General features: G+C 69.8%; 20 protein-coding genes. 11 read left to right on the top strand and 9 right to left on the bottom strand.

Going from position 1 to position 23,352, the window contains the following annotated elements; all coding sequences use genetic code 11:
- Positions 1 to 23: 23 nt before the first annotated feature.
- From ACZ5PO_RS20715 to ACZ5PO_RS20705, 3 genes are read right to left on the bottom strand one after another with little or no spacing between them, the layout of a single operon-like run.
- Entirely contained in the window at positions 24 to 992 is a 969-nt protein-coding gene (locus ACZ5PO_RS20715) for a hypothetical protein (RefSeq protein ID WP_464183577.1), read from the bottom strand.
- Positions 992 to 3,496: an AsmA family protein gene (locus ACZ5PO_RS20710; RefSeq protein ID WP_464183576.1), complete on the bottom strand. Its 2,505-nt coding sequence runs from the start codon at positions 3,494 to 3,496 to the stop codon at positions 992 to 994. Before ACZ5PO_RS20710 ends, ACZ5PO_RS20715 begins: the two co-directional genes overlap by 1 nt.
- A 56-nt stretch (positions 3,497 to 3,552) precedes the next feature.
- On the bottom strand, positions 3,553 to 4,986 hold the full coding sequence (locus ACZ5PO_RS20705) for an FAD-binding oxidoreductase (protein ID WP_464183575.1): 1,434 nt from the start codon (positions 4,984 to 4,986) through the stop codon (positions 3,553 to 3,555).
- A gap of 160 nt (positions 4,987 to 5,146) precedes the next feature.
- On the opposite strand from ACZ5PO_RS20705, the gene ACZ5PO_RS20700 reads away from it, so the two are divergent.
- Positions 5,147 to 6,697 carry a flavin-containing monooxygenase gene (locus tag ACZ5PO_RS20700; protein WP_464183573.1) on the top strand — a complete coding sequence of 517 codons (1,551 nt, stop codon included), beginning with the start codon at positions 5,147 to 5,149 and terminating at the stop codon, positions 6,695 to 6,697.
- Positions 6,698 to 6,716: 19 nt separating this feature from the next.
- Here ACZ5PO_RS20700 and ACZ5PO_RS20695 read toward each other — a convergent pair whose 3' ends face one another.
- Positions 6,717 to 7,691: an NADPH:quinone oxidoreductase family protein gene (locus ACZ5PO_RS20695; RefSeq protein ID WP_464183572.1), complete on the bottom strand. Its 975-nt coding sequence runs from the start codon at positions 7,689 to 7,691 to the stop codon at positions 6,717 to 6,719.
- Between the two features lie 94 nt (positions 7,692 to 7,785).
- A complete protein-coding gene (locus ACZ5PO_RS20690; RefSeq protein WP_464183571.1) occupies positions 7,786 to 8,061 on the bottom strand; it encodes a hypothetical protein in 276 nt (91 codons plus the stop codon).
- Between the two features lie 227 nt (positions 8,062 to 8,288).
- Between ACZ5PO_RS20690 and ACZ5PO_RS20685 the strand changes: the two genes are divergently transcribed.
- Together ACZ5PO_RS20685 and ACZ5PO_RS20680 are read left to right on the top strand one after the other, a co-directional pair.
- Positions 8,289 to 10,697, top strand: coding sequence for an ATP-dependent helicase (locus tag ACZ5PO_RS20685; protein WP_464183570.1), 2,409 nt, complete (start codon positions 8,289 to 8,291; stop codon positions 10,695 to 10,697).
- Between the two features lie 138 nt (positions 10,698 to 10,835).
- Complete coding sequence (locus tag ACZ5PO_RS20680; RefSeq protein WP_464183569.1) at positions 10,836 to 12,080, top strand: Hint domain-containing protein; 1,245 nt, start codon at positions 10,836 to 10,838, stop codon at positions 12,078 to 12,080.
- Positions 12,081 to 12,137: 57 nt separating this feature from the next.
- Here ACZ5PO_RS20680 and ACZ5PO_RS20675 read toward each other — a convergent pair whose 3' ends face one another.
- Entirely contained in the window at positions 12,138 to 13,142 is a 1,005-nt protein-coding gene (locus tag ACZ5PO_RS20675; protein ID WP_464183568.1) for a DUF7666 domain-containing protein, read from the bottom strand.
- A 181-nt stretch (positions 13,143 to 13,323) separates the two neighbouring features.
- On the opposite strand from ACZ5PO_RS20675, the gene ACZ5PO_RS20670 reads away from it, so the two are divergent.
- Positions 13,324 to 13,905, top strand: coding sequence for a DinB family protein (locus ACZ5PO_RS20670; protein WP_464183566.1), 582 nt, complete (start codon positions 13,324 to 13,326; stop codon positions 13,903 to 13,905).
- A gap of 50 nt (positions 13,906 to 13,955) precedes the next feature.
- Here ACZ5PO_RS20670 and ACZ5PO_RS20665 read toward each other — a convergent pair whose 3' ends face one another.
- Positions 13,956 to 14,588, bottom strand: a complete 633-nt coding sequence (locus ACZ5PO_RS20665) for a hypothetical protein (RefSeq protein WP_464183564.1) — start codon at positions 14,586 to 14,588, stop codon at positions 13,956 to 13,958.
- A gap of 119 nt (positions 14,589 to 14,707) precedes the next feature.
- Between ACZ5PO_RS20665 and ACZ5PO_RS20660 the strand changes: the two genes are divergently transcribed.
- The 4 genes from ACZ5PO_RS20660 (at position 14,708) to ACZ5PO_RS20645 (ending at position 17,114) form a co-directional block, all read left to right on the top strand.
- Entirely contained in the window at positions 14,708 to 15,025 is a 318-nt protein-coding gene (locus ACZ5PO_RS20660) for a PadR family transcriptional regulator (RefSeq protein ID WP_464183563.1), read from the top strand.
- Positions 15,022 to 15,684 (top strand): HAAS signaling domain-containing protein, encoded by a 663-nt coding sequence (locus ACZ5PO_RS20655; protein ID WP_464183562.1) that lies wholly within the window; start codon positions 15,022 to 15,024, stop codon positions 15,682 to 15,684. Before ACZ5PO_RS20660 ends, ACZ5PO_RS20655 begins: the two co-directional genes overlap by 4 nt.
- A 178-nt stretch (positions 15,685 to 15,862) precedes the next feature.
- Entirely contained in the window at positions 15,863 to 16,267 is a 405-nt protein-coding gene (locus ACZ5PO_RS20650) for a hypothetical protein (RefSeq protein WP_464183560.1), read from the top strand.
- Between the two features lie 439 nt (positions 16,268 to 16,706).
- Positions 16,707 to 17,114, top strand: a complete 408-nt coding sequence (locus tag ACZ5PO_RS20645) for a DUF1236 domain-containing protein (RefSeq protein WP_464183558.1) — start codon at positions 16,707 to 16,709, stop codon at positions 17,112 to 17,114.
- 195 nt (positions 17,115 to 17,309) lie between these two features.
- Here the strand turns inward: ACZ5PO_RS20645 and ACZ5PO_RS20640 are convergent, their stop codons facing one another.
- Positions 17,310 to 19,136 (bottom strand): aminopeptidase P family protein, encoded by a 1,827-nt coding sequence (locus ACZ5PO_RS20640; protein ID WP_464183556.1) that lies wholly within the window; start codon positions 19,134 to 19,136, stop codon positions 17,310 to 17,312.
- Positions 19,137 to 19,425: 289 nt separating this feature from the next.
- Here ACZ5PO_RS20640 and ACZ5PO_RS20635 point away from each other — a divergent pair, with 289 nt between their 5' ends.
- From ACZ5PO_RS20635 to ACZ5PO_RS20625, 3 genes are all read left to right on the top strand, one after another.
- Positions 19,426 to 19,647: a hypothetical protein gene (locus ACZ5PO_RS20635; RefSeq protein WP_464183555.1), complete on the top strand. Its 222-nt coding sequence runs from the start codon at positions 19,426 to 19,428 to the stop codon at positions 19,645 to 19,647.
- A 662-nt stretch (positions 19,648 to 20,309) separates the two neighbouring features.
- On the top strand, positions 20,310 to 21,368 hold the full coding sequence (locus tag ACZ5PO_RS20630; RefSeq protein WP_464183554.1) for a YeiH family protein: 1,059 nt from the start codon (positions 20,310 to 20,312) through the stop codon (positions 21,366 to 21,368).
- Between the two features lie 87 nt (positions 21,369 to 21,455).
- Entirely contained in the window at positions 21,456 to 22,376 is a 921-nt protein-coding gene (locus tag ACZ5PO_RS20625) for a LysR substrate-binding domain-containing protein (RefSeq protein WP_464183553.1), read from the top strand.
- A 33-nt stretch (positions 22,377 to 22,409) separates the two neighbouring features.
- On the opposite strand, the gene ACZ5PO_RS20620 is transcribed toward ACZ5PO_RS20625, so the two are convergent.
- Positions 22,410 to 23,324, bottom strand: a complete 915-nt coding sequence (locus ACZ5PO_RS20620; protein ID WP_464183551.1) for a 50S ribosomal protein L11 methyltransferase — start codon at positions 23,322 to 23,324, stop codon at positions 22,410 to 22,412.
- Positions 23,325 to 23,352 lie beyond the last annotated feature (28 nt).

Here is a 23,352-nt window from a genome sequence, read left to right as displayed (position 1 = left end):
GTTCGATCCTTGGGTTCGATGCCCTACCGGATGCTCGGCGTGGTGATCCATTGCCAGCGCTGGGCGTCGCGGCGCAGTTGGTCCTGCTGCTCGCGCTCGCGCGCATCGACCTCCGCCTTGCGCTTCGCCTCCTCGGCGCGCTGCTCCGCCTCGCGCCGCTCCCGCTCTTCCCTGAGCCGCTTGGCCTCCGCCTCGAAGGCCTGGATGCGCTCGAGCTCCTTGCTGAGGCGGATCGACGCCAGCCCGTTGGCCAGGGCATTGGCGTCGACCTCGCGGCGCGGCGCCTTGATCGGCCCCTGCCAGCGCAGCGCCACCTGCGCCGGGCCGCCCTTCCAGCCCGGCGGCCGGACCTGGGTGGACAGCGTTGCGGTTGCCTCGAGCGTCAGCGTCCTGAGATCAATCGTCAGCCCGCCTTCCAGGCGCGCCGGACCGGCCTCCGCCGACGTCGGCGTCGCACGCGCGACCCCGCCGCCGATGAGCAGCGGCACGTCGATGGTCTTGGCCTGGAAGAAGGCGCGCTGCAGCAGCCGATCGATCTGCGTGCCGAGGGTCCGCGGATCCAGCGTCTGCGTGTCGTCTCCGGCGCCCGCGGCCGCTTCGCCGAGCGCCCCGGGATCCACGCGCTTGAGCACGACGTTGGTCGCCTTCAACGAGCCGCTGCCCGACAGATTGGCGACGATGGCGGCCGTACTCTCACCCGAGCCGCCGGCCCGAATCGTCCCGGTCACCCGGCCGGCCAGATCGCCGGCGCCGGCCAGCGCCGCGATGTCGACCTGATCGAGCCGCAGGTCGGCCGTGAAGCTCGCGCCGCTGCCCAGCCTGCGCAGCACCGTTTCGCCGGCGAGACGGCCGCCAGCGAACGCCGCCCGATCGAGGCCGAACGCGACACCGTCGGCGACGCGCCTGACCGTCAGATCCGCATCCGTCGCCGCAAGGCCGCCGCCGAGCGCCAGCCGCCGCACCTTGAGCCGCAGGCTCGCCCCATCGGACATCACGCCGTCCAGCCACGCGGGTGCCGCGGCGAAGCGGTCGGACGGCCAGATGCCGCCGGGCGGCGCGGCGGGCAGAGGCCCGAGCGCCAGCATGCTGGCAAGGGCCGGCAACGACGCCTCGTCAGCGGTGAGCCCCACGTCGACCGCGCCCTCCGGCGTCGACGCGACGGTGCCGCGGACCGGAACGCCGGCAAGCGAGCCATCGAGACGTGACCGCCAGCCCGGCGCCGGTCCGTCCCGCTCGATGTCCACGCCGAGCGCCAGCGGCATCGCCTGACCCGTTGGCGCGGAGCCCCCAAGGCCGTCGCCAATTGGCTCACATCCTTGGCGGCCAGCTGGAACGATGCCCTGGCCGCGCGCCCTGCGTCGGAGCCGATCGGGATGGGGGCCGCTGTGCGCACGTCGACGCCGGCGACCTGCCCGGTGATGGTGAGCTGCTGCGCCGCCCCGCCCGCCGGCGGCTCTGCGAGCGTGGCCGTCAGGGCAGCCGGGCCGAGGGCGGCTCCGGCGCCCCGGGCGAGGCCCCAGGCCGCCAGGACGCGGCCGGTCTCGGCGGCACTGAAGGTGAGACTGGCGCTGGCCAGCCGCGCCGCCGGCCAGGCGAGGCTGGCCGTGCCGGTGACAGACGCCGCGAGCGCCGAGCCGTCGAGATGCACCTCGATGCGGCGCTGCGGGTCGGCACCGGATGCGGCCGCGACGACCTTGAGGGCGAGCGGGGCATCTTCGACGCCTGCGGGCCACGGTCCGGCAAAGATGCCGAAGCCCAGCTTGGCGAGCAAGGCGAAGGCCGGACCGGCGCGCTCGGCGTCGACGTCCCCGCTCACCCGGCCGTCGCCGTGCGGGCCGATGCTGCCCGTGCCGGTCACGTTGATGCCTGCCAGGTTGCGGATATCGAGCGCGTCGATGGCCAGGTTGCCGGCGCTGCGCGACAGCTTGGCATGCACCCGCCCGGCGCCGGCGCTCTGGCCGTAGCGCACGCCGCGCGCGTCGATCAGCAGGCCGAAATCCACGCCGCCGAGCGACAGGCCGACGTCGGACAAGGCCGGCCAGCGGGCGAGGTCGATCTGGTCGGCCGTGAGCTGAGCGTCGAAGCGCGGCGGCTCGCGCTCGTCGGCGAAGCTGTAGCGGAAGGCGCCGGCCACGACGACCGGGCCCGCCGTCAGGCGGATGTTGGACAAGCCGATCAGGGTCGGCGAGACCGCCACGTTGGCATCGAGCGCCAGGCTCTGCTCCTGCGCGACCTGGGTCGCCACGGCCTGGCTCATGCCGAGCCGTGACAGCGCCAGCCCGAGCCGCTGCGGCCCTCCGACCCGGACCCCGACCCGGAACGCGGCCGTCGGCTGATCGGCCGCCCGCAACGTCCCGTCGGCGGTGACGTCGGTCTCCCCCGGCAGCCGCACGGAGAGCTGTTGGACGGTGAGCTGATCGCCGTCGAGGCGGACGCGCGCGGCAAGACTCTGCGCCTCCTCGTCCGCCCAGCTCAGGCGATCGATGGCCACCCGCACGCTGACGGGCAACGGCAAGGGGCCGAGCACTTGCTCCAGCCCCTCCTCCTCGAGCACCGGCCTCAGCTGCTCCACCGCCTTGTCGAGCGCCACATGCCGGGCGCCCAGGGCGAGCTCCGCCGACGGCCGGCCGCCGAGATCGAGGCTGCCGGTTCCGGTGAGCTTGATGCTGCCCTCGCCCGCCGTAAGGTCCAGTTTCTGGATCGACAGGTGGCGACCGACGGCATCGACGTCTGCGTTGGCTGTGAGCATGAACGGCTCGCCCGGCGCCGCGGCTGCCAGGGGCCGTGTGGCGCCGACCTTGCCGACGAAGCGCGGCACCGCGTCCTTCGCGGCCAGGCTCAACTTTCCGTCCAGCGCGAGCCGGCCGGTGAGATCGTTGCCGACGACGGCTTTGAGCGGCCGCTCGCCGCCCGGTTCCGCCTGACCGGTGGAGAGCCGGAACGGCTGGCCCTCGACGGCTCCTTCCACCTGCCACGGCCCGGCCACGGAGCCGGCATGGCCGATCGCCTCGAGCCGCTCCAGCCGGTAGTCCCGTCCAGCCGCGGCGTCGGCGACGATGATGGTGCCGCGGGTGACCCGCACGCGGCCGATCGCCAGCCGCGCCAGGATGCGATCGCGTCCGAGCGCCGGCCAGGCGACGCCGCCGTTCTCGGCCAGCCGGACCGCCAGGACGAGCTGATCCACCGCGGCATCGGCGATCTGGATGTCGCCCCGCAGCAACGGCGCGAGCGCGAGCTCCACACGCGTCTCGCCCGCGCTCAGCGACGCCGGGCTGCCTTGCTCGCCGAGCATCACGCCGCCCAACGTGAGGACCGGCGAGGGCAGCAGGCGCACGCCGATATCGCCGTGCGTGCGGACCGGCACGCCCAATGCCTCGCCGAGCAACGCCTCGAGCCGCCCGCGGTGGGCCGGCCAGTCGATGAACAACGGTCCCAGCAGCGCCGTCAGCAGTACGACGATGACGAGAACCGCGATGCCGGTGAGGAGGTCTCGCACGGCCCTTGAAGCACCTTCGGTAGCCGCCTGACCCACCCGTCAGGCGCACCGGCAGTCTAGCCCGAAAACGCCACGATCTTGCCGGGGTTCATCAGATTGTGCGGATCGATGGTGCGCTTCAATTGTCGCATCAGCTCGAGGGCCGGCTCGCCGTGTTCGGCCGCCAGATACTTCATCTTACCTTCGCCGACCCCGTGCTCGCCCGTGCAGGTGCCGCCCAACGCCAGCGCACGCTTCACCAGCCGGTCGAGGAAGCCTTCGATCACCTTGCGCTGCGCGTGGTCGTCCGGATCGAAGAACGGTGAGACGTGGAAGTTGCCGTCGCCGACATGGCCGGCCAGGCCCGAGGCAATGCCGAGCGCATCGAGATCCCGCAGGGTGTCATCGACACACTCGGCAAGGTGCGAGATCGGCACGCAGACGTCGGTGGCAAAGGTGATCTTGCCGGGATTGGCCGCCCGGCCCGCCCAGTAGGCGTCATGGCGCGCCTGCCACAGCCGGGTGCGCTCTTCGGCCTGGGTCGCCCAGGTGAACGGGCCACCGCCCAATTGCTCCGCGATCTCGCCGAAGCGCTCGGCCTGCTCCTTGACCGACGCCTCCGTGCCGTGGAACTCGACCAGCAGCAGCGGCGTCTCGGGCAGGGTCAGCTTGGAATAGGCGTTCACGGAGATCACCGAGGCTGCGTCCAGGAGCTCGATGCGGGCGACCGGGATGCCCGACTGGATGGTCAGGATGGTCGCGTCGCACGCCGCCTTGATGCTGGGGAACGGGCAGGCACCGGCCGAGATCGCCTCGGGGATGCCGTGCAGGCGCAGCGCCACCTGAGTGATGATGCCCAGCGTCCCCTCGGATCCCACGAACAGCCGGGTCAGGTCGTAGCCGGCCGCGCTCTTCTTGGCCCGCGTGCCCGTCTTCACCACCGAGCCGTCGGCGAGCACCACCTCGAGCGCCAGCACGTTCTCACGCATGGTCCCGTAGCGCACGGCATTGGTGCCGGAGGCCCGGGTCGCCGTCATGCCGCCGAGCGAGGCATCGGCGCCCGGGTCGATGGGGAAGAACAGGCCGCGGTCGCGCAGGTGCTCGTTGAGCTCCTTACGGGTCACGCCGGGCTCGATGACGCAGTCGAGATCTTCGGCATGGACGGCGAGAATCGCCTTCATCCGGCTGGCGTCGACCGAGATGCCGCCGAACGGGGCGTTGACGTGGCCCTCGAGCGAGGTGCCCGTGCCGAACGGGATCATCGGCACCCGGTGCGCGGCGCAGAGCTTCACGATCTCCACGACCTCGGCGGTGGTCTCGGGAAAGACGATCGCATCCGGCGGCTCGTTGGCCTGCCAGGTCAGCGTGTTGCCGTGCTGCTCGCGCAGTGAGGCGTTGGTCGAGACGCGCTCGCCGAACCGCGCCGCGAGCGCCGTGACGACGGCCGCCACCGCCTCCCTGGAGGACACGGAGCCGGGGGACGGGGACGCAACGGCGGCAACGGGGGTCATGGGGCTTCCTTCCGATGCGGTCTGGGCCTTTGGGGTACCTTATCCGGTTCGCCGGAAAGCCAAAAGGTCCGCCGCGGCGAGGCCCGCGTGCCGCAGCGGGTCTTCCCGCAGAGCGGGAAATCGCTCTAAGCTGCCGCCATAAGGCAAAAAGGATCGCATGATGTCAGGGATGGCAACGCTCAACACCACAGTGCGCAGCAGCCGCGGGCCACGCGCGGCCGAATACGTTGACGTCTTGATCGTCGGCGCCGGCATATCCGGGATCGGCAGCGCCTATCACCTCACCCAGCAATGCCCGGGCATGAGCTTTGTCGTCCTCGAAGCCCAGGAGAGCTACGGCGGCACCTGGCATACCCACCGCTACCCGGGCGCCCGCTCGGACAGCGACCTCTATACATTCGGCTATCGCTTCAAGCCGTGGGTCGGCAAGCCGATCGCGACGGCCGCCGAGATCCGCGCCTATCTGGACGAGGTCATCGACGACAACGATCTCGGCCGGCACATCCGCTACCGCCACAAGATCGTCCAGGCGTCCTGGTCGAGCGACGACAGCCTGTGGACGGTCGAGGCGGTCCGCACCGACACCGGCGAAACTGTGCGCATCGAAGCGAATTTCCTGTGGATGTGCCAGGGCTACTATCGGCACACCGAGGGCTACACGCCGGACTGGGAGGGGCTCGAGACGTTCAAGGGGCGGATCGTCCATCCCCAGACCTGGCCGGAGGACATCGACCTCAGGGACAAGAAGGTCGTCGTCATCGGCTCGGGGGCCACGGCGGCAACGCTCGTCCCGTCCATCGTGGCCGATTGCGCGCAGGTGACGCTGCTGCAGCGCTCGCCGACCTACTACATCTCGGCCCGCAACCAGAACGACCTCGCCGACACGCTGCGGACCCTGGAGGTCAAGGAGGAGTGGATCCACGAGATCGTGCGGCGCAAGATCCTCTACGATCAGGGCGCCTTCACGCGGCGTTGCTTCGATGAGCCGGAGGTGGTGAAGCAGGAGCTGCTCGCTGGCGTGCGCGCGTACCTCGGGCCGGACTACGACATCGAGAGCCACTTCACGCCGCGCTACCGGCCCTGGCGGCAGCGGATCGGCTTCGTGCCCAACGGCGACCTGTTCCAGGGCATCGCCTCGGGCAAGGCCTCGGTCGTCACCGACGAGATCGAGCGCTTCACCGAGACCGGCATCCGGCTCAAGTCCGGCGCCGTGATCGACGCCGACGTCGTGATCACCGCGACCGGCTTCAATCTCAACGTGCTCGGCGACATCGCCCTCGCCATCGACGGCAAGCCGCTCGTGTTCTCCGACACCGTGACCTATCGGGGCATGATGTTCACCGGCGTGCCCAACCTCGTGTGGGTCTTCGGCTATTTCCGCGCCAGCTGGACGCTACGCGTCGACCTCATCGCCGACTTCGTCTGCCGCCTGCTCAACCACATGCGGGCAAAGGGCGCGCGCCAGGTCGCTCCGGCACTCCGGCCGGAGGATCGCGACATGCCGCTCTCGTCGTGGATGGATACCGAGGACTTCAATCCCGGCTATCTGACGCGCGGCATGCACCTGCTGCCGCAGCGCGGCGACGCGCCGGAGTGGCGGCACACGCAAGACTACTGGGCCGAGAAGGACCAGTTGCCCGCGATCGACCTCGACGACCCGGTCTTCGTCTACGACTGGACCGGGGATCGGCGCCAGGCCGTCAACGAGTAGGCGGCGCCGACAGCGCAGCTCATATGACGATCACCGGCTTGCCGATGCTCGCCCGCGCAAGCAGCCGCTCGATCACCGCCGGCGCCTCCTCCAGCGGGTAGGTGGCGCTGGGCTCGGGGCTGATCAGCCCGGCGTCCGCCAATTCGAGCAGGCGCTCGAACAGGGGCCGGGCGGCGCTCTTGTCGGCGCGGACGTAGCCGCCCCAATCGACACCGACGATCGACGCCCGCTTGAGCAGCGGCAGATTGAGCGGAATGCGTGGGATGTCGCCGCCGGCGAAGCCGACGACGAGGTGGCGGCCGCCGGGCGCCAGGCAGCGGAACGCGGTCTCCGACCAGCGATCGCCGACCGGGTCATAGACGACGTTGATCGGCCGTCCGGCGAGCGTCTGCTCCAGGGCCTTGCGCCACTCTGTGCCGCTGTAATCCACGAGATAATCGGCGCCTCGTGCCTGGCACGCGGCGAGCTTCTCCGCGGACGATGCGGCGGCGACCACCGTCGCGCCCAGGCCCTTGGCAATGTCGATCGCCGCCATGCCGACGCCGCCGGAGGCGCCGAGCACCAGCACCGTTTCGCCCGGCTTGAGCGCGCCGCAGGTCTCCAGGCCGTAGATTCCCGTGGAATAGTTGACGACGCTGGAGGCCGCAGCCGTGGCCGAGATGCCGTCGGGCAGCGGGATGCATTGCGCAGCCGTTGCCAGGACGCGCTCGGCGAGACCGCCGCGCTCTGCCAGCGCCATGATGCGCTGGCCGACGAGGCCGGCCGAGACGCCCTCCCCCACCGCGACGATCCGGCCGGCAATCTCGCTCCCCGGCACGAACGGCAGCGGCCGCTTGACCTGATAGGCACCGCGCACGTTGAGGCCGTCGACGAAGCCGAGCCCCACCGCCTCCACCGCGACGACCACGTCACCCACGCCAGGCGACGGCTCGGGGATGTCGGCCACGATCAGATCTCTGGGATCACCGTAGGCAACGCAGTGAATGGCCCGCATCTATCCTCCCGCGTACAGCCCGTCGCCGTCCCGTTTTTCGGGAGCGCAGGGATCTGATAGCGCGGGAGCGGGTGCCTCTGCAAAGGGTCGGCGATCAGCAGGTCGCGCCCACGCAGTTGCGCGGCACGGACGGCAGGTTGCGGTTCTGGAATTGCTGGAACTGCTGCTGCTGGTGGTTGAACTGCTGCTGGATCTGCTGGTTCTGCTGCCTGATCTGCATATCGTCGCTCATGCGCTGATTCAGGCCGCGAACGGTGTTCGCTGGGCGCTGGGCGCTGGGCGTCTCATCGACCACCTGAGCATGAGCGGCGGCTGCGAACCCGACCCCGGCGACCACCGCCAGGACCCGGCAAAGCGACGAGACCGACATGGGTTCACTCCTCAACTATAAACCTGAGACATATATGGGGTTTCGAGGGCCGCCTCGCCACCATGCCGCCGCGCGCTGCGTCTTGATTGCACGTGTGTCGAAGCATGCGGCCTCGACATTCGTTCCCGTTCCGGTCCAAGGTCCGGTGCATGAATCGCTCAAGCGCCCAAGCCGTGCCCGCCGGGGCGGCGGGCCCGACACCCCCATCGCGCTCGCAAAGTGAACCGATGCCGAGCTCCGATCACCGGTCCGATCCAGGCCTCGACCATACCCCGCGTCCCGGCGGCATCGCCGCGCGGGCGCGCGCCCTTGCCGGGCCGGAGCCCGCCTATCTCACCGGGCTCAACCCGGAGCAACGGCTAGCGGTCGAAACGACGGAAGGCCCTGTGCTCGTGCTCGCCGGCGCCGGGACCGGCAAGACGCGCGTGCTCACGACGCGCATCGCCCACATCCTCGCCACGGGCCGTGCCCAGCCCTCGCAGATCCTGGCGGTGACCTTCACCAACAAGGCCGCGCGGGAGATGAAGGAGCGCGTCGCCCATCTCGTCGGCGCGGTCGCCGAAGGCATGCCCTGGCTCGGCACCTTCCATTCGATCGGCACCCGCATCCTGCGCCGCCATGCCGAGCTGGTCGGCCTCAAGTCGAACTTCACCATCCTCGATACCGACGACCAGATCCGCCTGATGAAGCAGGTGATCGCGGCCGAGAACATCGACGAGAAGCGTTGGCCGGCCCGCCAGCTCGCCGGCTTCATCGACAGCTGGAAGAACCGCGCGCTCGGCCCCGGCCAGGTGCTGCCGGGCGAGGCCAACGCCTTCGCCAACGGCCGCGGCGGCGAGCTCTACAGGCTCTACCAGGAGCGGCTGAAGACGCTCAACGCGGCCGACTTCGGCGACCTGCTGCTGGAGGCGATCCGCCTGTTTCGCGAGAACGCCGACGTGCTGGAGCTCTACCAGCGCCGGTTCCGCTATGTGCTCGTCGACGAGTACCAGGACACCAACGTCGCCCAGTACCTCTGGCTGCGCCTGCTGGCCCAGGGGCGCGAACCCGGCGAGCGCAACCTGTGCTGCGTCGGCGACGACGACCAGTCGATCTACGGCTGGCGCGGCGCGGAGGTCGACAACATCCTGCGCTTCGAGCACGATTTTCCGGGCGCCAAGGTGGTGCGGCTCGAGCGCAACTACCGCTCCACCGGCCATATCCTCACCGCCGCCTCCGCGCTGATTGCCCACAACGAGGGCCGGCTCGGCAAGACGCTGCGCACCGAGGACGTCGCCGGCGAGCAGGTGGCCGTCACCGGCGCGTGGGACTCGGAGGAGGAAGCCCGGCTGGTCGGCGAGGAGATCGAGGCACTGCAGGCCAAGGGCCATTCGCTCGCCGAGATGGCCATCCTGGTCCGCATCTCGGCCCAGATGCGCGAGCTTGAGGACCGGCTGGTGCAGCTCGGCGTGCCCTACCGGGTGATCGGCGGCCCGCGCTTCTACGAGCGCATGGAGATCCGCGACGCCCTCGCCTATCTGCGCTGCGTCGCCTCGCCCGCCGACGATCTCGCCTTCGAGCGCATCCTCAACACGCCCAAGCGCGGGCTGGGCGACGCGACGGTGCAGGTGCTGCACGCGCACGCGCGGGCGGCGCGCATCCCGCTGATGGAGGCCGCCCGCTACCTCGTCGAGACCGAGGAGCTGAAGCCCAAGCCGCGGAGCACCTTGCGCGACCTGCTGACCGCCTTCGGGCGCTGGTCCGGGCTCATGGACACGATGCGCCAGGGGGAGCTCGCCGAGACCGTGCTGGAGGAATCCGGCTACACCGACATGTGGCAGCGCGACCGCTCGGCGGACGCCGCCGGACGCCTGGAGAACCTCAAGGAGCTGGTCCGCTCGCTGGAGGAGTTCCCGGACCTGCAGGCCTTCCTGGAACACGTGTCGCTGGTCATGGAGATCGGCGAGGGCGACACCGACGAGCGCGTGTCGCTGATGACGCTGCACGCTGCCAAGGGGCTGGAGTTCGACACCGTGTTCCTGCCCGGCTGGGAAGAGGGCCTGTTCCCCAACCAGCGCGCGCTCGACGAGAGCGGCCGCGCCGGCCTCGAGGAAGAGCGCCGGCTCGCCCACGTCGGCCTGACGCGGGCCCGGCGCCGGGCTCGGCTCTATTTCGCCAGCAACCGGCGCATTCACGGCATGTGGAACGCGACGGTCCCGTCCCGCTTCATCGACGAGTTGCCGGAGAGCGCCGTCGAGGTCATCGACGCGCCGGCGTCGTATGCCTACGGCGGCTACGGCGCCAGCCGCTTCGACGCGGTGAGCCACGAGCCGTCGTCCTACGCCACGCCCGGCTGGCAGCGCGCCCAGGCGCGCGGCTTTGGCGGAGCGGGCGGGTTCGGCCGGGGCGGCACCGGCGGTGGCGGGCCCGGCTTCGACCGCGGCGCCGGACGGGCCCGCGGGCGTGGCGGCGCGGTCATCGAGGGCGAGCTGGTGGCCAAGTCCACCGGCGGCTCGGCCTTTTCGGCCGGAGACAGGGTCTTCCACCAGAAGTTCGGACCGGGCGCCGTCACCTCTGTCGACGGCAACAAGCTGACGGTCGACTTCGACAAGGCCGGCCGCAAGATGGTGCTCGACAGCTTCGTGACGCGAGCCTGACGCCGGCCTGCGCGGCGCCGCGCGCAGGGGCCCTGCGATTTACTTGCCGGTCAGGTCACAGCAAACTACACCTCGGCTTTTGGCGGTGTCCGTCCCGGGCGGCGCGGATGGTTGTTCCAGCGTGGGAGCGCAACGACGATGGGGACGGTGACGGTCGATCTCAGCAGCTCCGATCAGACCGTCGACACCTCGTCGCCAGGATATGTCGCCGGAGAGGATACGACCATATCGGTCACGGCCATCGGCAGCCACGTTCTGGAGGTCGATGGGCTGGACGCCGTGGTATCGTTTGACCTGTCGACTGTACCGGCGGAGGCAGATCCGAGCTTTTCGGCCGTCAACGGCGCAAGCGTGACGATCGACTACTCGGACCTCGCCGAGCAAATTCCTCTCGTGTCCTATAAGGTCAACGACACATCGAGCATCACGGTTTCCGCCCGCGGCGAGGTCGTCGAGCTGACGGGAAGTCCGACTGTCGACTTTACCGGCAGCGGCGCCGGCAGCTTTGTCTTCGATCTGGAATCCTTTTTGTATGCAAACATTCCCCCCATCACGGTCACCGGGCTCGGCGCCGGCGACTCGATCGGGATGATCGGCGCAGCTTTCTCAGGCTTCTCCTACGAGCCCGACGCTGACGGCGACGGGCATGTCGTGGGTCACTTCAATTTTACGGCGATGAGCGAGGCCGGCGGCGTCATCAGCTTCAACGTCCAGGACATGGACCTCGCGCTTGCCCAGCAGGTGCAGGCAAACCCGCAGAGCTTCCTGGTCCCACTGGACGGCGGCGGCACCGCCTTCGTCGATCCCGTCTGCTTCCTCGCCGGCTCGCTGATCGCGACGCCGGCGGGGCCTGTCGCCGTCGAGCAGTTGAAGGCCGGTGACCTGGTGCTGACCCATGAAGGTGAGGCCAAGCCGGTGCGCTGGCTGGCGAAGCAGACCGTGTCGACCCGCTTCGCCGATCCGCTGCGCGTGCTGCCGATCCGCATCCAGGCCGGCGCGTTGGGCGACAGCCTGCCGCAACGGGACCTCTTCGTCTCGCCGGAGCACGCCCTGCTGGTCGCAGGCCTGCTGATCCAGGCGGGCGCGCTGGTAAACGGCACGACCATCACCCGCCACGCGGCCATGCCGAAGACCTTCACCTACTATCACGTCGAGCTCGACGATCACGACTTGATCCTGGCCGAAGGCATTCCGGCGGAGACCTTCGTGGACAATGTCTCCCGGCGCCGGTTCGACAACTGGCAGGAAGCGTCCGAGCGGCCGATCACCGAGCTCGACCGGCCGCGTGCCAAGTCCTGGCGGCAGGTGCCCCAGGGCGTCCGCACCCTGGTGGCCGAGCGCGCGGCGATGCTGGGGGTAGACAGCACACAAGCCGCGGCCTGAGCGTCGGGCTGGAGCATGCGCCGATCAGATAGGCTCGTCTGATTGGGCAGAAGCACCTCAAGCCTTTGAATCGGGATCGCGTCTCTCCTGCGGAGCAGCATGCGGCGGCCCGACTTCCACCAGCCTGCCCCCGGCGGCGCGATAGTCCGTATCGGCCTTGAGGCCGTCCTGCCCGATGCAGCCGGTGGCGAAGCCGATGCACCGGCCGGCGTCGTCGAATTCGGCCAGCGCGATCCAGGTGCCTTCGGCGCCGCGCGCCACCGCGCCGCGGCCGCTGCTGGTGATCACGGCCTCCGGTCCGCTGGCGGCGATCCGCGCCCCCTCGCCGCTGGCGCTGATGCGCGCGCGACGGCCGCTGGCGCCGATCCGCGTGTTGTTGCCGCTGGCGCTGAGGCGCGCGCGGTCGCCGGTGGCGCCGATCCGGGTGCCGTCGCCGCTCGACGAGATCCGCACGTTATAGCCGGCGGCGCCGAGGCGCGCGTTGCCGCCGCTGGACGCGATCCGCGCGCCATAGCCGCTGGCGGCGACATGGGCATCGGCACCGCAGGCCGCGATCCGCGCGTCATAGCCGCCCGAGCCGATCCGGGCGCCATTGCTGCTGGAGCCGAGGCGTGCGCGGGCGGCGCGGGACCCCATGCGAGCGCCGTGGCCGTCGGGCTCCTCGGGCCGAGCCGGCGTAGCATCGATGGTCCAGGTGACGAGCTTCCCCACCCAGGCGGACAGGGAGAAATCGGCCGTGACGACGATGCGCTCACCGGCAAGGCTCGAATCGTTCGGCCCGACATCCGCTTGGCTCGACAAGGCGCCGGAGAGCTCGACCTCGCCAAATCGGTTCAGCGAGCCGTCGTCGCCGACGGGGCCGAAATGGGCCCAGACGTCGAGGGGATCGGCGCAGGCGTGAAAGCCGTTCCTGCTGACCACGACCTCTCCGCTCACGGCGTAAGTCCGGCCGATCTCGAACGCATGACCACGGCAGCTCAGGCTGCCGTCGAAGCCCTTCCAGGCGACGATGCGTTCGCCCCGGGCTGGTGCGTCAGCCGCCTCTGTCGTCTCCTGTGCCATCCCCTGCCCGTCTCTCCTGCGAAGCCGGCGTGAACTCCGACCACTCTTTAGCCGGAGCGGGCCAATTCTGCTTGTTTCCGGCGAAAGAGCCGAGTGGAATCAGAACGAGATCGGGCTCGAGCGGGTGTGGGCGCCCTCGCAACCGCTCCGGCTCGGCCGAGGATGTCGGGAGGCCCTGACGATGCGGATCGACCCTGTCCTTCCCTACCGGGCGATGGCGCGCAACAACGGTTGGGCGAACCACCGCCTGGCGGCCGCCTGCGCGGCCCTCCCGCAGGCGGAGTTCGCCGCACCGCGAACGGGCTTCTTTCCGAGCCTGGCGGCCACGCTCAATCACATCCTCGCCGTCGACCGCTTCTATGTAGGCGCCATGGAAGGCGCGCAGGCCGAGCTGGCCGCCGGGTCGGACCCGGAGCCTTGCACGACGGTGGCCACCCTCCGGCTGGCGCAGGCGGACGTGGATCGACGCCTGATCGCCGTTGTCGAGGCGCTGGGCGCGGACGATCTGGCGCGCCCCGTCGCGCTCCGCCGGCGGACGGGCATCCGGCACGAGCGGATGGACCGGCTGCTGCTCCACCTGTTTCAGCACCAGGTGCACCACCGCGGCCAGGCGCACGCCATGCTGAGCGGCACATCCGTGCCCCCGCCCCAGCTCGACGAATTCTTCCTGGCGGAGGAGGCCTCCCTGCGCGCCGCCGAGTTCGCCGAGCTCGGCTGGACGGAGGCGGGCGTCTGGGGTGGCGGAGGCGTCCGCGCCCCCTGACGGTGGCGCCGATGTCGTCGGAGCTTAGCGTCTCTCGCCGCATCGAGGGCTCAGGAGGGGCTCGCCAGCCGCACGTTGCGGCGAGCGTCGTTGGCCGCACATACTTTGAGGCCCACGGCCGCGATCAGCAGCACGATGGCCAGTGCATACCAGCCGTTGCCCGGCACCCGCTTGCCGAAGGTCACCATGAAGCTCAGCCAGATGTACCAGGCGCCGGCCGTGTGCAGCCAGCGCCAGGCGCGCGGTCCGATCCACGCAGCGGTGCGATCGAACGAGGTCGCCGCCATCGACAGGATGAAGACGTAGGCGAGCCCGCCGGAGATGACCGAGCCGACGGTGCTGAGTTGCCAGAACACGGCGGGCGCCGTCGAGACCAGGGTAACGATGGCGACGCCGTGGACGGCATGCGAGAGCGCAAAGGACACACCGAGATAGCGGCGATTACGCCGCTGCCAGCGCGTCCACGGCCCGGGCCGGAGGCGGACCATGGCCGAGGCGGTGAACGCCAGCAGGAACAGCGCGAGCGAGGAGCGCGCCGTCCAGCGGATGACGGCGCGCACGCCGTCGACGCCGCCGCCGGCAACGGCGGCGACCGTGGCGCTCATCGCGATCAGAAGCACGAACACCACGCCGACGAGCCGCCAGCCGACGAGGGGTCGCCGTATCGATTCGATCCCTTCCATTTCATTACCTCGTGTCACTATGCCTCGTAACACGAGGCATAAGACGTTCGACGGCCTGGTGCAAGGGCGGCATTGAAGCCTAGCTTGGCTAGGTATATTTGTCGGAGATGGACGCGGAAATGCTCAAGGGTCATCTCGATTCGATCATCCTAGCGGCGCTGCACGACGAGGCGGCGCACGGCTACGCCATCATCGAGGAGATCAAGCGGCGCAGCGGGGGCACGTTCGACCTGCCGGAGGGCACGATCTATCCCGCGCTGCACCGGCTCGAGCAGGCCGGGCTGCTGGAGAGCACCTGGACGGTGCCGCCCGGCGGCCGCCGGCGCCGGGTCTATGCCCTCACGGCAGCCGGCTTGGCGGCGCTGCAGGACCGCAAGACGCGCTGGACGCGTTTCTCGGGCGCCGTCGACGCGCTGTTGTCACCGGGTGGGGCATGAGCGATCCGATCGCCACCTATGTGGCTGCCCTGCGCCGCCACCTGGCCTTCGACGCGAACCTTGCGCACCGCGCCTGCACGGAGGTGGAGGATCATCTGCGCGAGGCCGCGGCGGCGCAGGCCGGCGGCCAGGGGGAGAGCGCGGCCCGGCGCGCCGTCGAGCGCTTCGGCGCGCCGCAGGACGTCGCCGCCGCCTTTGCCCGCGCCGGGCTGCCGCACCGCCTGCACGCGGCCTGGTTTGCCGCGGCCTTTGCCGCCGTCGCGGTGTTCCTGACCATGCGGCTGCGCGCCGTGGTGCTCGGCCATGACATCCGCGACGAGGCCGGGATCGCCCTGCTCGCCCTTGTCGACCGCTACGCCTTCATCGCCGCCATCGTGGTCGGCGTCGGCGGCTGGCTGCTGGCCCGCCGCCCCTTGGCTCTGGCGCGAATCGGCGCGGCGTCGACACCGCTGGCACTCAGCGCCGGCGGCCTGGCACTATCCTGCGGCGCCGGTCTCGTTCTCAGCGCGCTGGCATTGCGGCAGCTGGGCTGGACACCCGCCGCGATCGTGCCGGTTTGCAGCACGGCCATAGAAGTGGCAGTGCTCGCCTGCGCGGCCGCCCACGTGCGCAGCGTAAGTCGGTACGCGCGCTCCGCATTGGCCCAGGCGCACAGTTGACTGGGGCGTCGGCGACGGCGCTTCAACCTGACGAAATGCGGCGAAGCTTCCCCGTCATCGTCCCGCCGTTTACTCTGTTGCCGATTTCCCTTGGTGACAGCGGCCGGTTGACGTAGAGGAGTCTCGCCTTTGCCACATTGGTCGCCCAGGGCTGCCGGATTCAACAGGAGGCAAAGCTATGGCAAACATTCCCACGCACCCCGAATTCAGCGATTCAGGCTCGCTGCCGGCACTTGGCCTGCGCTGGGCGGCGTTGCGCGGCATGCTCGCCTCCCCTCTCATCGACGCGGAGGACCAGCGGGACTTGCGCCGAGAGCTGCTGCAGGAGCTCAAGACCGTCGAGCAGTCGATGGCCAGGGTCGCGTCTCGCAGCGCCCTGGAGCTGTGCACGAAGATCGACGTGGTGAGCCAGTCGCTGCGCGAGCAGACCTATCCCGACGGCCGCGCCGCCCTGGAGCTGCTCGACAGCATCCGCGCCGACGTCTCGTCGCTCATCCCCCGCGCCGACAACAAGGGCGTGCACCTGAGCCGCGCCACCGTGGTCCAGCGCCCGGCCGACCAAGGCGGCGTGGCCCAAGGCTGATCGCGGGCAGGCAACCGTCGCCACGTACACCGCGGCGTGACGACGGATGTCGATGACTGACCGATGAGCCCGGACATCCGCGCATCCGCCGCCATGACGCGTGCTTCGGCGTGAAGATCGTACGCGAGCACAAGGTCAGCGCGGGGTGACATGCGCAAGACGATCTATCCCCGCCCACCGCATGGCTTCCGATGATCCCGGCACATAGCCTAGATAACGCCATGTAGAAGACATCGGATTTCCGGCGCTCTTCCCATGCCGACGCGCAGACGGAACCACATCCTCCGAGTAGACGTTGGTGATCTGCAAGGACGTTCTGGCGTGATGAACGTTTAATCACGCAGAGAACGCCCGGTAGACCACCAGGCCATCTACGCTGATCCTGCCCCACCGTGCGGTGGACTCGGGCAGACGCGTCTTTCGGCGATGGAGTATCACCATGCGCAAGACCCTTGCGGCGGCAGCCGCACTCACGCTCATGGCCGCCCCGGCGGCCTTTGCCCAGGATCGGGGTGCCGGCACGGCCGCAGGCGCCGCGACCGGTGCCGTCGGCGGCGCCATTGTCGGCGGCCCCGTCGGCGCCGCGGTCGGGGGCGTGACCGGAGCGATCGTCGGCGGCATCGCCGCCGACCAGCAGCCCCGGTTCCGCGAATACGTCGTGCAACAGCCTGTTCCGAGCTACACTTACCGCGAGACGGTGCACGTCGGCACCGTGCTGCCGCCAAGCGGCGTCACCTACCGCGAAGTGCCGGCCGAGTTCGGCCGCGGCTATCGCTACACCACGGTCAACGATCGGGTCGTGATCGTCGATCCGGGCACCCGCCGCGTGGTGCAGATCGTCGAATAGGCCATCATCGCATGAGCCTTGGGCCGCTTGCCCGGCCGTCGACGTTCCAAAGCGACCGGCGTTGCGTCAAAGGCCGCTTCGGCGCCGAATGCTAGAGCATTTCTGGAGCGCTTCTCTTGCGATTGGGTGTGTCCACCCAATCGCAAGCACTTTGGGCAGACAGGGCCGACACGGGCCCCCCGCGTCGGCCCGTCGTCACATGCTGAGCGGCGTGGTCGCCGCGAGCAGCCATTCCCGGTCGGCATCCGCCAGCAGCGGCGCCAGCGCGTCGCGGACGCGGGCGTGGTAGGCGTCGAGCCAGGCACGCTCCGGGGGCGTCAGCAGGCCGACGTCGATCAGGCGCAGGTCGAACGGGGCGAGCGTCAACGTCTCGAAGCCGAGCATCGGCTTCTCCGCCCCTTCGATCTGCCGCTCCTCCACCAGCAGCAGGTTCTCGATGCGGATGCCGTAGGCGCCGGTCTTGTAGTAGCCGGGCTCGTTGGACAGGATCATGCCCGCTTCCAGCGCCACGGTACCCAGCCGCGAGATGCGCTGCGGGCCTTCGTGCACCGACAGGAAGCTGCCGACGCCGTGGCCGGTGCCGTGCTCGAAGTCGAGACCGACCTCCCACAGCGGCCGCCGGGCGAAGCTGTCGATCTGCGCGCCCCAGGTGCCCCGCGGGAACACCGCCGTAGCGACGGCGATGTGGCCCTTGAGCACCCGCGTGAAGCGATCGCGCATCTCGGGGTCGATCGGCCCGACCGGCAGGGTCCGCGTGATGTCGGTGGTGCCGTCCTCGTACTGGGCGCCGGAATCGATCAGGAACAGGCCGGGTCCGATCGGCCGGTCGGTCTGCCGCGTCACCCGGTAGTGCACGATGGCGCCGTTCGGCCCGGCGCCGGCGATCGTCGGGAACGACACGTCGGCCAGCAGGTTGGTGTCGCGGCGGAACGATTCCAGCGCCTCCACGGCATCGATCTCGGTCAGCGCGCCGGCCGGCGCGTTGTCATCGAACCACTTCAGGAACCGGCTGACCGCCGCCCCGTCGCGGCGGTGGGCGGCGCGGGTGCCCTCGATCTCGGCGGCGTTCTTGCGCGCCTTCAACAGCGTGATCGGATCCTGGCCCAGGTTGGCCTTGCCCCCGGCCCCCTCGACGATGTCGGCGAGCGCGGCGGCCCCTGTCGCCGCGTCGATCCGCACGGTGCCGCCGGCCTTCGCCGCGTCAGCGATCCTGGCGTCCAGTTCGCCCGGATCGGCGATCTCGGCAACGGCGGCGAGGACCGGCCGGACATCGCCGCCGAGCTTCGCCGCGTCGAGCAGCAGGGTGGGCCGCCCGAGCCGCGGCAGCAGGGCGTAGCCGAGCACCAGAGGCGTGTGCGGCACGTCGGCGCCGCGGATGTTGAAGAGCCAGCACAGATTGTGCGGATCGCTGACGACGAGCACGTCGCATTTGTCCTTGGCCAGCGCATCGACCACCTGAGCCAGCTTGGCCTGGGTCGCTTCCCCCGCCAGCGCCGCGTCGTGCAGCTTGACCCTCCCCTTGGGCGGCGGCGGCTGATCGGCCCAGACGGCGTCGAGCGGATTGGACTCGACGGCCACGAGCTCGCCGCCGGCCCCCTCCACCGCGGCCTTGAGCCGCCGCACGCCGTCGCGGGTGTGCAGCCATGGGTCATAGGCGAAACGCTCACCAGCCTTCAGGTGGGCGGCGATCCAGGCCTCGGGCGTCATGGCGGTGAGCGCCACCGGCTCGAACACGGCCGTGTCGACCTGCTGCGGGGCCTGCAAGGTGTAGCGCCCATCGACGACGATGCACGCCGTCGCGGGCAGCACGACCGCGGTTCCCGCCGAACCGGTGAAGCCGGTGAGCCAGGCCAGACGCTCGGCCCGGGCCGGCACGTATTCGCCCTGGTGCTCGTCGGCGCGCGGCACGATGAAGCCGTCGAGGCCACGCCGTTTCAGCTCGGCGCGTAGCGCCGCAGCGCGCGGGCCGCCGGTGCTTGGATCGGCAATGTCGTCGAAGGACTGAAAAACAGATTTGAACATGTTCTAACCGTGCCCGTGGCAATTGAAGATGTGGCCCGCCGGTCCAGCGTTCTGACGCGCCGTCCTGTTAATCACCATCCGCCGAAAATTCGATCGGTTTCCATTGCAACCTTAACCTTCTGCTGCGCCGTCGTTGCGGAATATCAATTGGCCGCGGCCAAGCCATGCATCTGCGCGATGGCCAACATGCGCATACCCCTCTTTTTCGCAGGTGCAGCATAAACTAGATAGGGAGCATACAAGAACAAGAGGAACGTCTGGGCTGTCTTTCCTATGAGGAGATGGACCAATGACTACGACCACTTTCGGCCGCATGCATTATGAGCGGCCTGCTACGACGACCCGCCTGAGCGGCCTGCTGCGCTCGATCTTCGGCGCCGCCAACCGCGACAGCGACCTGTCCCACGCCCTGAGCGAGGCGGCCTACCTCGGCCCCGAGCAGCTCAAGGAGATGGGTGCGTACGCCGACCAGCAGACCGGCCTCATCTACTCCACGCAGCTGACCCGCTAATCCGGGCCAGAGCATGTCCCGCTCGGATGCGCCCATCTGAGCGGATCGCGTGCCCCGGACTCCCTTGAATCCGGAGCGCTTCAAGCCATCCGGCCCGGCACCGCGTCCGCTTGGATGCATGTCCGGGCGGACGGCAGCTTCATTCAGAGCCGGCACATGCCGTTTGCTCGCGCAGGTGCCGCGAGTCAACCGGCGGCCGTGCCGTCAACGGACATCGCCGAGCTTGGCGGAGCGCCTTGTGTGCCCGCCTGCAGGGTTCATTCCGACCCGTGCCGGCCGCCCGCCCCTGCTGGGCCACCCCCACTCCCCACACGTCGGGCTTGCCCCCGAGCGCTCCGCGTCTCGTCGCGCCGACACGTGCCCCCCCGCGATCCCGCGCATCGGCCACGAGCAGCACGAAATCCACATTTGCTGCTCGTGTAAGCGGCATTTCCCACGAATGTGACCCCATAGAATAAATATCTACGTCGAGATTTGTCGAGCAACCGCCTCGAATTTATAAATCTATTATATTTCATATACTTATAGTACAAATCGAATGGCCATACGTCGCCGGATGGTCATTATCAATCGACCATATCGATTGATTTCAGCGAAACAATGCGTTGGATCGATTGAATTTGAGCTGAGAGCATCACGGTCGAGACGTGAGGAGCTCGGCCATGACCACGACGACGACCGCCCCGGCGCAGCCAAACGCTGTCGGCATCACGGCCCAGCCGTACGTCCGTGCATCGCTCTCGGTCATCCCCGGCCTCTTGCTGACCGGCGCCATCGCCGGCGCCGCCTTCGTGCTTCGCGAGCTCCCCGGCATCGCCACCTTCAGCCCGCTGATCCTCGCCATCCTGATCGGCACCGCGTTGAACAACGTGGTCGGGACGCCGCCCCTCGCCAAAGCGGGCGTGACCTTCTCGCTACGCCGCATCCTGCGCTTCGCCATCATCCTGCTCGGCTTGCAGCTCACGGCCGGCCAGGTCGCCGCCGTAGGCCCCACGGGGCTTGCCGTCATCGTCCTGACGCTGGTCGCGACCTTCGTGTTCACCGTCGGCATGGGCAGGCTGATGGGCGTCGACCGCGGGCTTGCCGAGCTCCTGGCCGCCGGCACCTCGATCTGCGGGGCCTCTGCGGTGATCGCCACCAACACCGTGACCCGAGCGAGCGACGAGGATGTGGCCTACGCGGTCGCGTGCGTCACCGTGTTCGGCTCGATCGCCATGTTCGCCTATCCGCTGCTGCCCGGCCTGCTGCAGCTCGATGCGCATGGCTACGGGCTGTGGAGCGGCGCCTCGATCCACGAGATCGCGCAGGTGGTCGCCGCCGCCTTCCAAGACGGCAAGGAGGCCGGCGAGTTCGGCACCATCGCCAAGCTCACCCGCGTCATGATGCTGGCGCCCGTGGTGATTACGCTTGGCCTGGTGGCAGCGCGGCGGGCCCGGCGCCAAGGCGGACTGCAAGCCCGCGGCAGGGCGCCCCTGCCCTGGTTCGTGCTCGGCTTCATTGCCCTGGTGGCGGTCAACAGCATCGTCACGATCCCCCCGGACACCCGCGCGGCGATCGTCACGGCGACTACCTTCCTGCTGGCGATGGCGCTGGCGGCGATGGGACTGGAGACCAGCATCGGCAAGCTCAGGGCCAAGGGCCTGCGCCCGCTCGCGCTCGCTGCCACCGCCTTCGTGTTCATCGCGACGTTCAGCCTGATGCTGGTCAAGTTGACGAGCTAGCGGCCCGGCAAAGGGCTCGCCCGGGCCGATGAATCGGAGCATGGTCCCGCACCAGGGACCCATCAGGATGGCGCGGACCAAGCTCCGGTGACGCTCGAACAACTCCGCATCTTTGTCGCCGTGGCCGAGCGGGAGCACGTCACCCAAGCCGCCCGTGAGCTGCACCTGACCCAGTCGGCGACGAGCGCGGCCATCGCGGCGCTCGAGGCACGCTATGCGACGAAGCTGTTCGATCGCGTCGGCCGGCGCATCGCGCTCACGGAGGCCGGGCGGCTCTTCCTCGCCGAGGCCAAGGCCGTTCTTGCCCGCGCTGCGGCGGCCGAGACGGTGCTGACCGATCTGGCCGGCGTCGTGCGCGGCTCGCTCATCCTGAGCGCCAGCCAGACCGTCGCCAACTACTGGCTGCCCGCCTACCTGCACGGTTTCAAGGAGGGCTATCCCAGGATCACGGTGAGCCTCAGCATCGGCAACACCGAGCAGGTCGCCGCCCTCATCCACGACGGAGCGGCCGATCTGGGCTTCATCGAGGGCGAGATCGACGATCCCACCGTCGCCACCTCCTGGCTCGCGCAGGACGACCTGGTGCTGGTCGTGCCCGCCGGGCATCCGTGGGCAGGCCGGCGGATCGCCGGCGGCGAGCTCAAGCAGGCGCGCTGGGTGCTGCGCGAGCGCGGATCGGGGACTCGCGCGATCTTCGAGGCGGCGCTGCCGCGCTTCGGCCTGGAACCGGATGACCTCGACGTGGCGCTCGAGCTGCCGTCCAACGAAGCCGTGCGGGCCGCCGTCGAGGCCGGCACCGGCGCCACCGCCATCTCGCGTCTGGTGGTGGCCAGCTCGCTCGAGGCCGGCACCCTCGCCGAGGTGGACATCGCCCTGCCCACGCGCTCGTTCTTCCTGCTGCGCCACAAGGAGCGCTACCTGACGCGGGCGGCCGAGGCCTTCGTGGAGCTGCTGCCGCGGGCCGCCGATGGCGCGACCAAAAGCGCTACCAAGAGAAAGACGGCCTGACCGGAGCGTGTGCGGCCGATCAGATCGTCCCGCTCAGCGTCGGCGGCGGGGCGCGGCGCCGCCGCGCCGCAGCACCAGGGTGGCCCAGCCGTCGCGGTCCCGCCGCCGGGCGAGGTGCAGGCCCTGCGCCGCATAGGCCGACAGCACGCCCCGCACGTCGTGTGCCATCAGGCCGGACAGGACCAGTGTTCCGCCCGGCTCCAGCGCTCTGGTCAGCGCCGGCGCCAAGCGGCGGAGCGGCTTCGCCAGGATGTTGGCGAGCACCACATCGAAGCGCCGGCCGCGCACGTGCGGGTGGCGCGTCCCCGGCCCGACGTAGAAGGTGACCCGGCCCGCGACGCCGTTGGTGCGCGCGTTGCCCTCGGCCACGGCGATGGCCAGGGGATCGAGATCGCCGGCGACGACCGGCAGCTTCAGCCATCGGGCGGCGGCGATCGCCAGGATGCCCGTCCCGGTGCCCACGTCGAGGACACGGCGGGGGCGGCGCGCCTTGGCGATCTCGACCAGCGCCAGCAGGCAGCCGGCGGTCGTGCCGTGATGGCCGGTGCCGAACGCCAGCGCCGCCTCGATCTGGATGGGCACGTCGTTGGCGCGCACCGCGTGCCGATCGTGGCTGCCGTGCACCAGGATGCGGCCGGCGCGCACGGGCTTGAGGCCATCGAGGCTCGCCTTGACCCAGTCCCGCTCCTCGATCGCCTCGAAGACGGCGTGATCGGCGGCCGCGCCGACGATCGGCCGGATCAGCTCGATCACCGCGTCCTCGTCCGGATCGTGGGCGAAATAGGCTTCCAGCAGCCATGTGCCGTCGGGCGTTTCGAAAGCGGCGACAGCCGTCTCCGTGGGATCGAACACCTCGCCCAGCAGTTCCGTCGTCGCCCGGGCCCGGGCTTCATCGGTGACGAGGCGCAGCAGCCGGGTCGGGCGGTGGGGAGGCAGTCCTTCGAGCATGGCCCGCTGGTATCACGTTCGATGCTGG

Source organism: Chelatococcus sp. KU-N122 (assembly GCF_055391085.1).
The sequence above is the reverse complement of the archived record's forward strand: the minus strand, read 5'-3'. Positions and strand labels throughout refer to the sequence as shown.

Bases quoted from the DNA above. Each gene is read 5' to 3' on its own strand.
- ACZ5PO_RS20715 (WP_464183577.1), bottom strand. From the start codon at position 992: ATGTCCGATGGGGCGAGCCTGCGGCTCAAGGTGCGGCGGCTGGCGCTC.
- ACZ5PO_RS20655 (WP_464183562.1), top strand. From the start codon at position 15,022: ATGAGCGATCCGATCGCCACCTATGTGGCTGCCCTGCGCCGCCACCTG.
- ACZ5PO_RS20630 (WP_464183554.1), top strand. From the start codon at position 20,310: ATGACCACGACGACGACCGCCCCGGCGCAGCCAAACGCTGTCGGCATC.
- ACZ5PO_RS20660 (WP_464183563.1), top strand. From the start codon at position 14,708: ATGCTCAAGGGTCATCTCGATTCGATCATCCTAGCGGCGCTGCACGAC.
- ACZ5PO_RS20680 (WP_464183569.1), top strand. From the start codon at position 10,836: ATGGGGACGGTGACGGTCGATCTCAGCAGCTCCGATCAGACCGTCGAC.
- ACZ5PO_RS20665 (WP_464183564.1), bottom strand. From the start codon at position 14,588: ATGGAAGGGATCGAATCGATACGGCGACCCCTCGTCGGCTGGCGGCTC.
- ACZ5PO_RS20690 (WP_464183571.1), bottom strand. From the start codon at position 8,061: ATGTCGGTCTCGTCGCTTTGCCGGGTCCTGGCGGTGGTCGCCGGGGTC.
- ACZ5PO_RS20705 (WP_464183575.1), bottom strand. From the start codon at position 4,986: ATGACCCCCGTTGCCGCCGTTGCGTCCCCGTCCCCCGGCTCCGTGTCC.
- ACZ5PO_RS20675 (WP_464183568.1), bottom strand. From the start codon at position 13,142: ATGGCACAGGAGACGACAGAGGCGGCTGACGCACCAGCCCGGGGCGAA.
- ACZ5PO_RS20640 (WP_464183556.1), bottom strand. From the start codon at position 19,136: ATGTTCAAATCTGTTTTTCAGTCCTTCGACGACATTGCCGATCCAAGC.
- ACZ5PO_RS20700 (WP_464183573.1), top strand. From the start codon at position 5,147: ATGTCAGGGATGGCAACGCTCAACACCACAGTGCGCAGCAGCCGCGGG.
- ACZ5PO_RS20695 (WP_464183572.1), bottom strand. From the start codon at position 7,691: ATGCGGGCCATTCACTGCGTTGCCTACGGTGATCCCAGAGATCTGATC.
- ACZ5PO_RS20620 (WP_464183551.1), bottom strand. From the start codon at position 23,324: ATGCTCGAAGGACTGCCTCCCCACCGCCCGACCCGGCTGCTGCGCCTC.
- ACZ5PO_RS20635 (WP_464183555.1), top strand. From the start codon at position 19,426: ATGACTACGACCACTTTCGGCCGCATGCATTATGAGCGGCCTGCTACG.
- ACZ5PO_RS20670 (WP_464183566.1), top strand. From the start codon at position 13,324: ATGCGGATCGACCCTGTCCTTCCCTACCGGGCGATGGCGCGCAACAAC.
- ACZ5PO_RS20645 (WP_464183558.1), top strand. From the start codon at position 16,707: ATGCGCAAGACCCTTGCGGCGGCAGCCGCACTCACGCTCATGGCCGCC.
- ACZ5PO_RS20685 (WP_464183570.1), top strand. From the start codon at position 8,289: ATGCCGAGCTCCGATCACCGGTCCGATCCAGGCCTCGACCATACCCCG.
- ACZ5PO_RS20650 (WP_464183560.1), top strand. From the start codon at position 15,863: ATGGCAAACATTCCCACGCACCCCGAATTCAGCGATTCAGGCTCGCTG.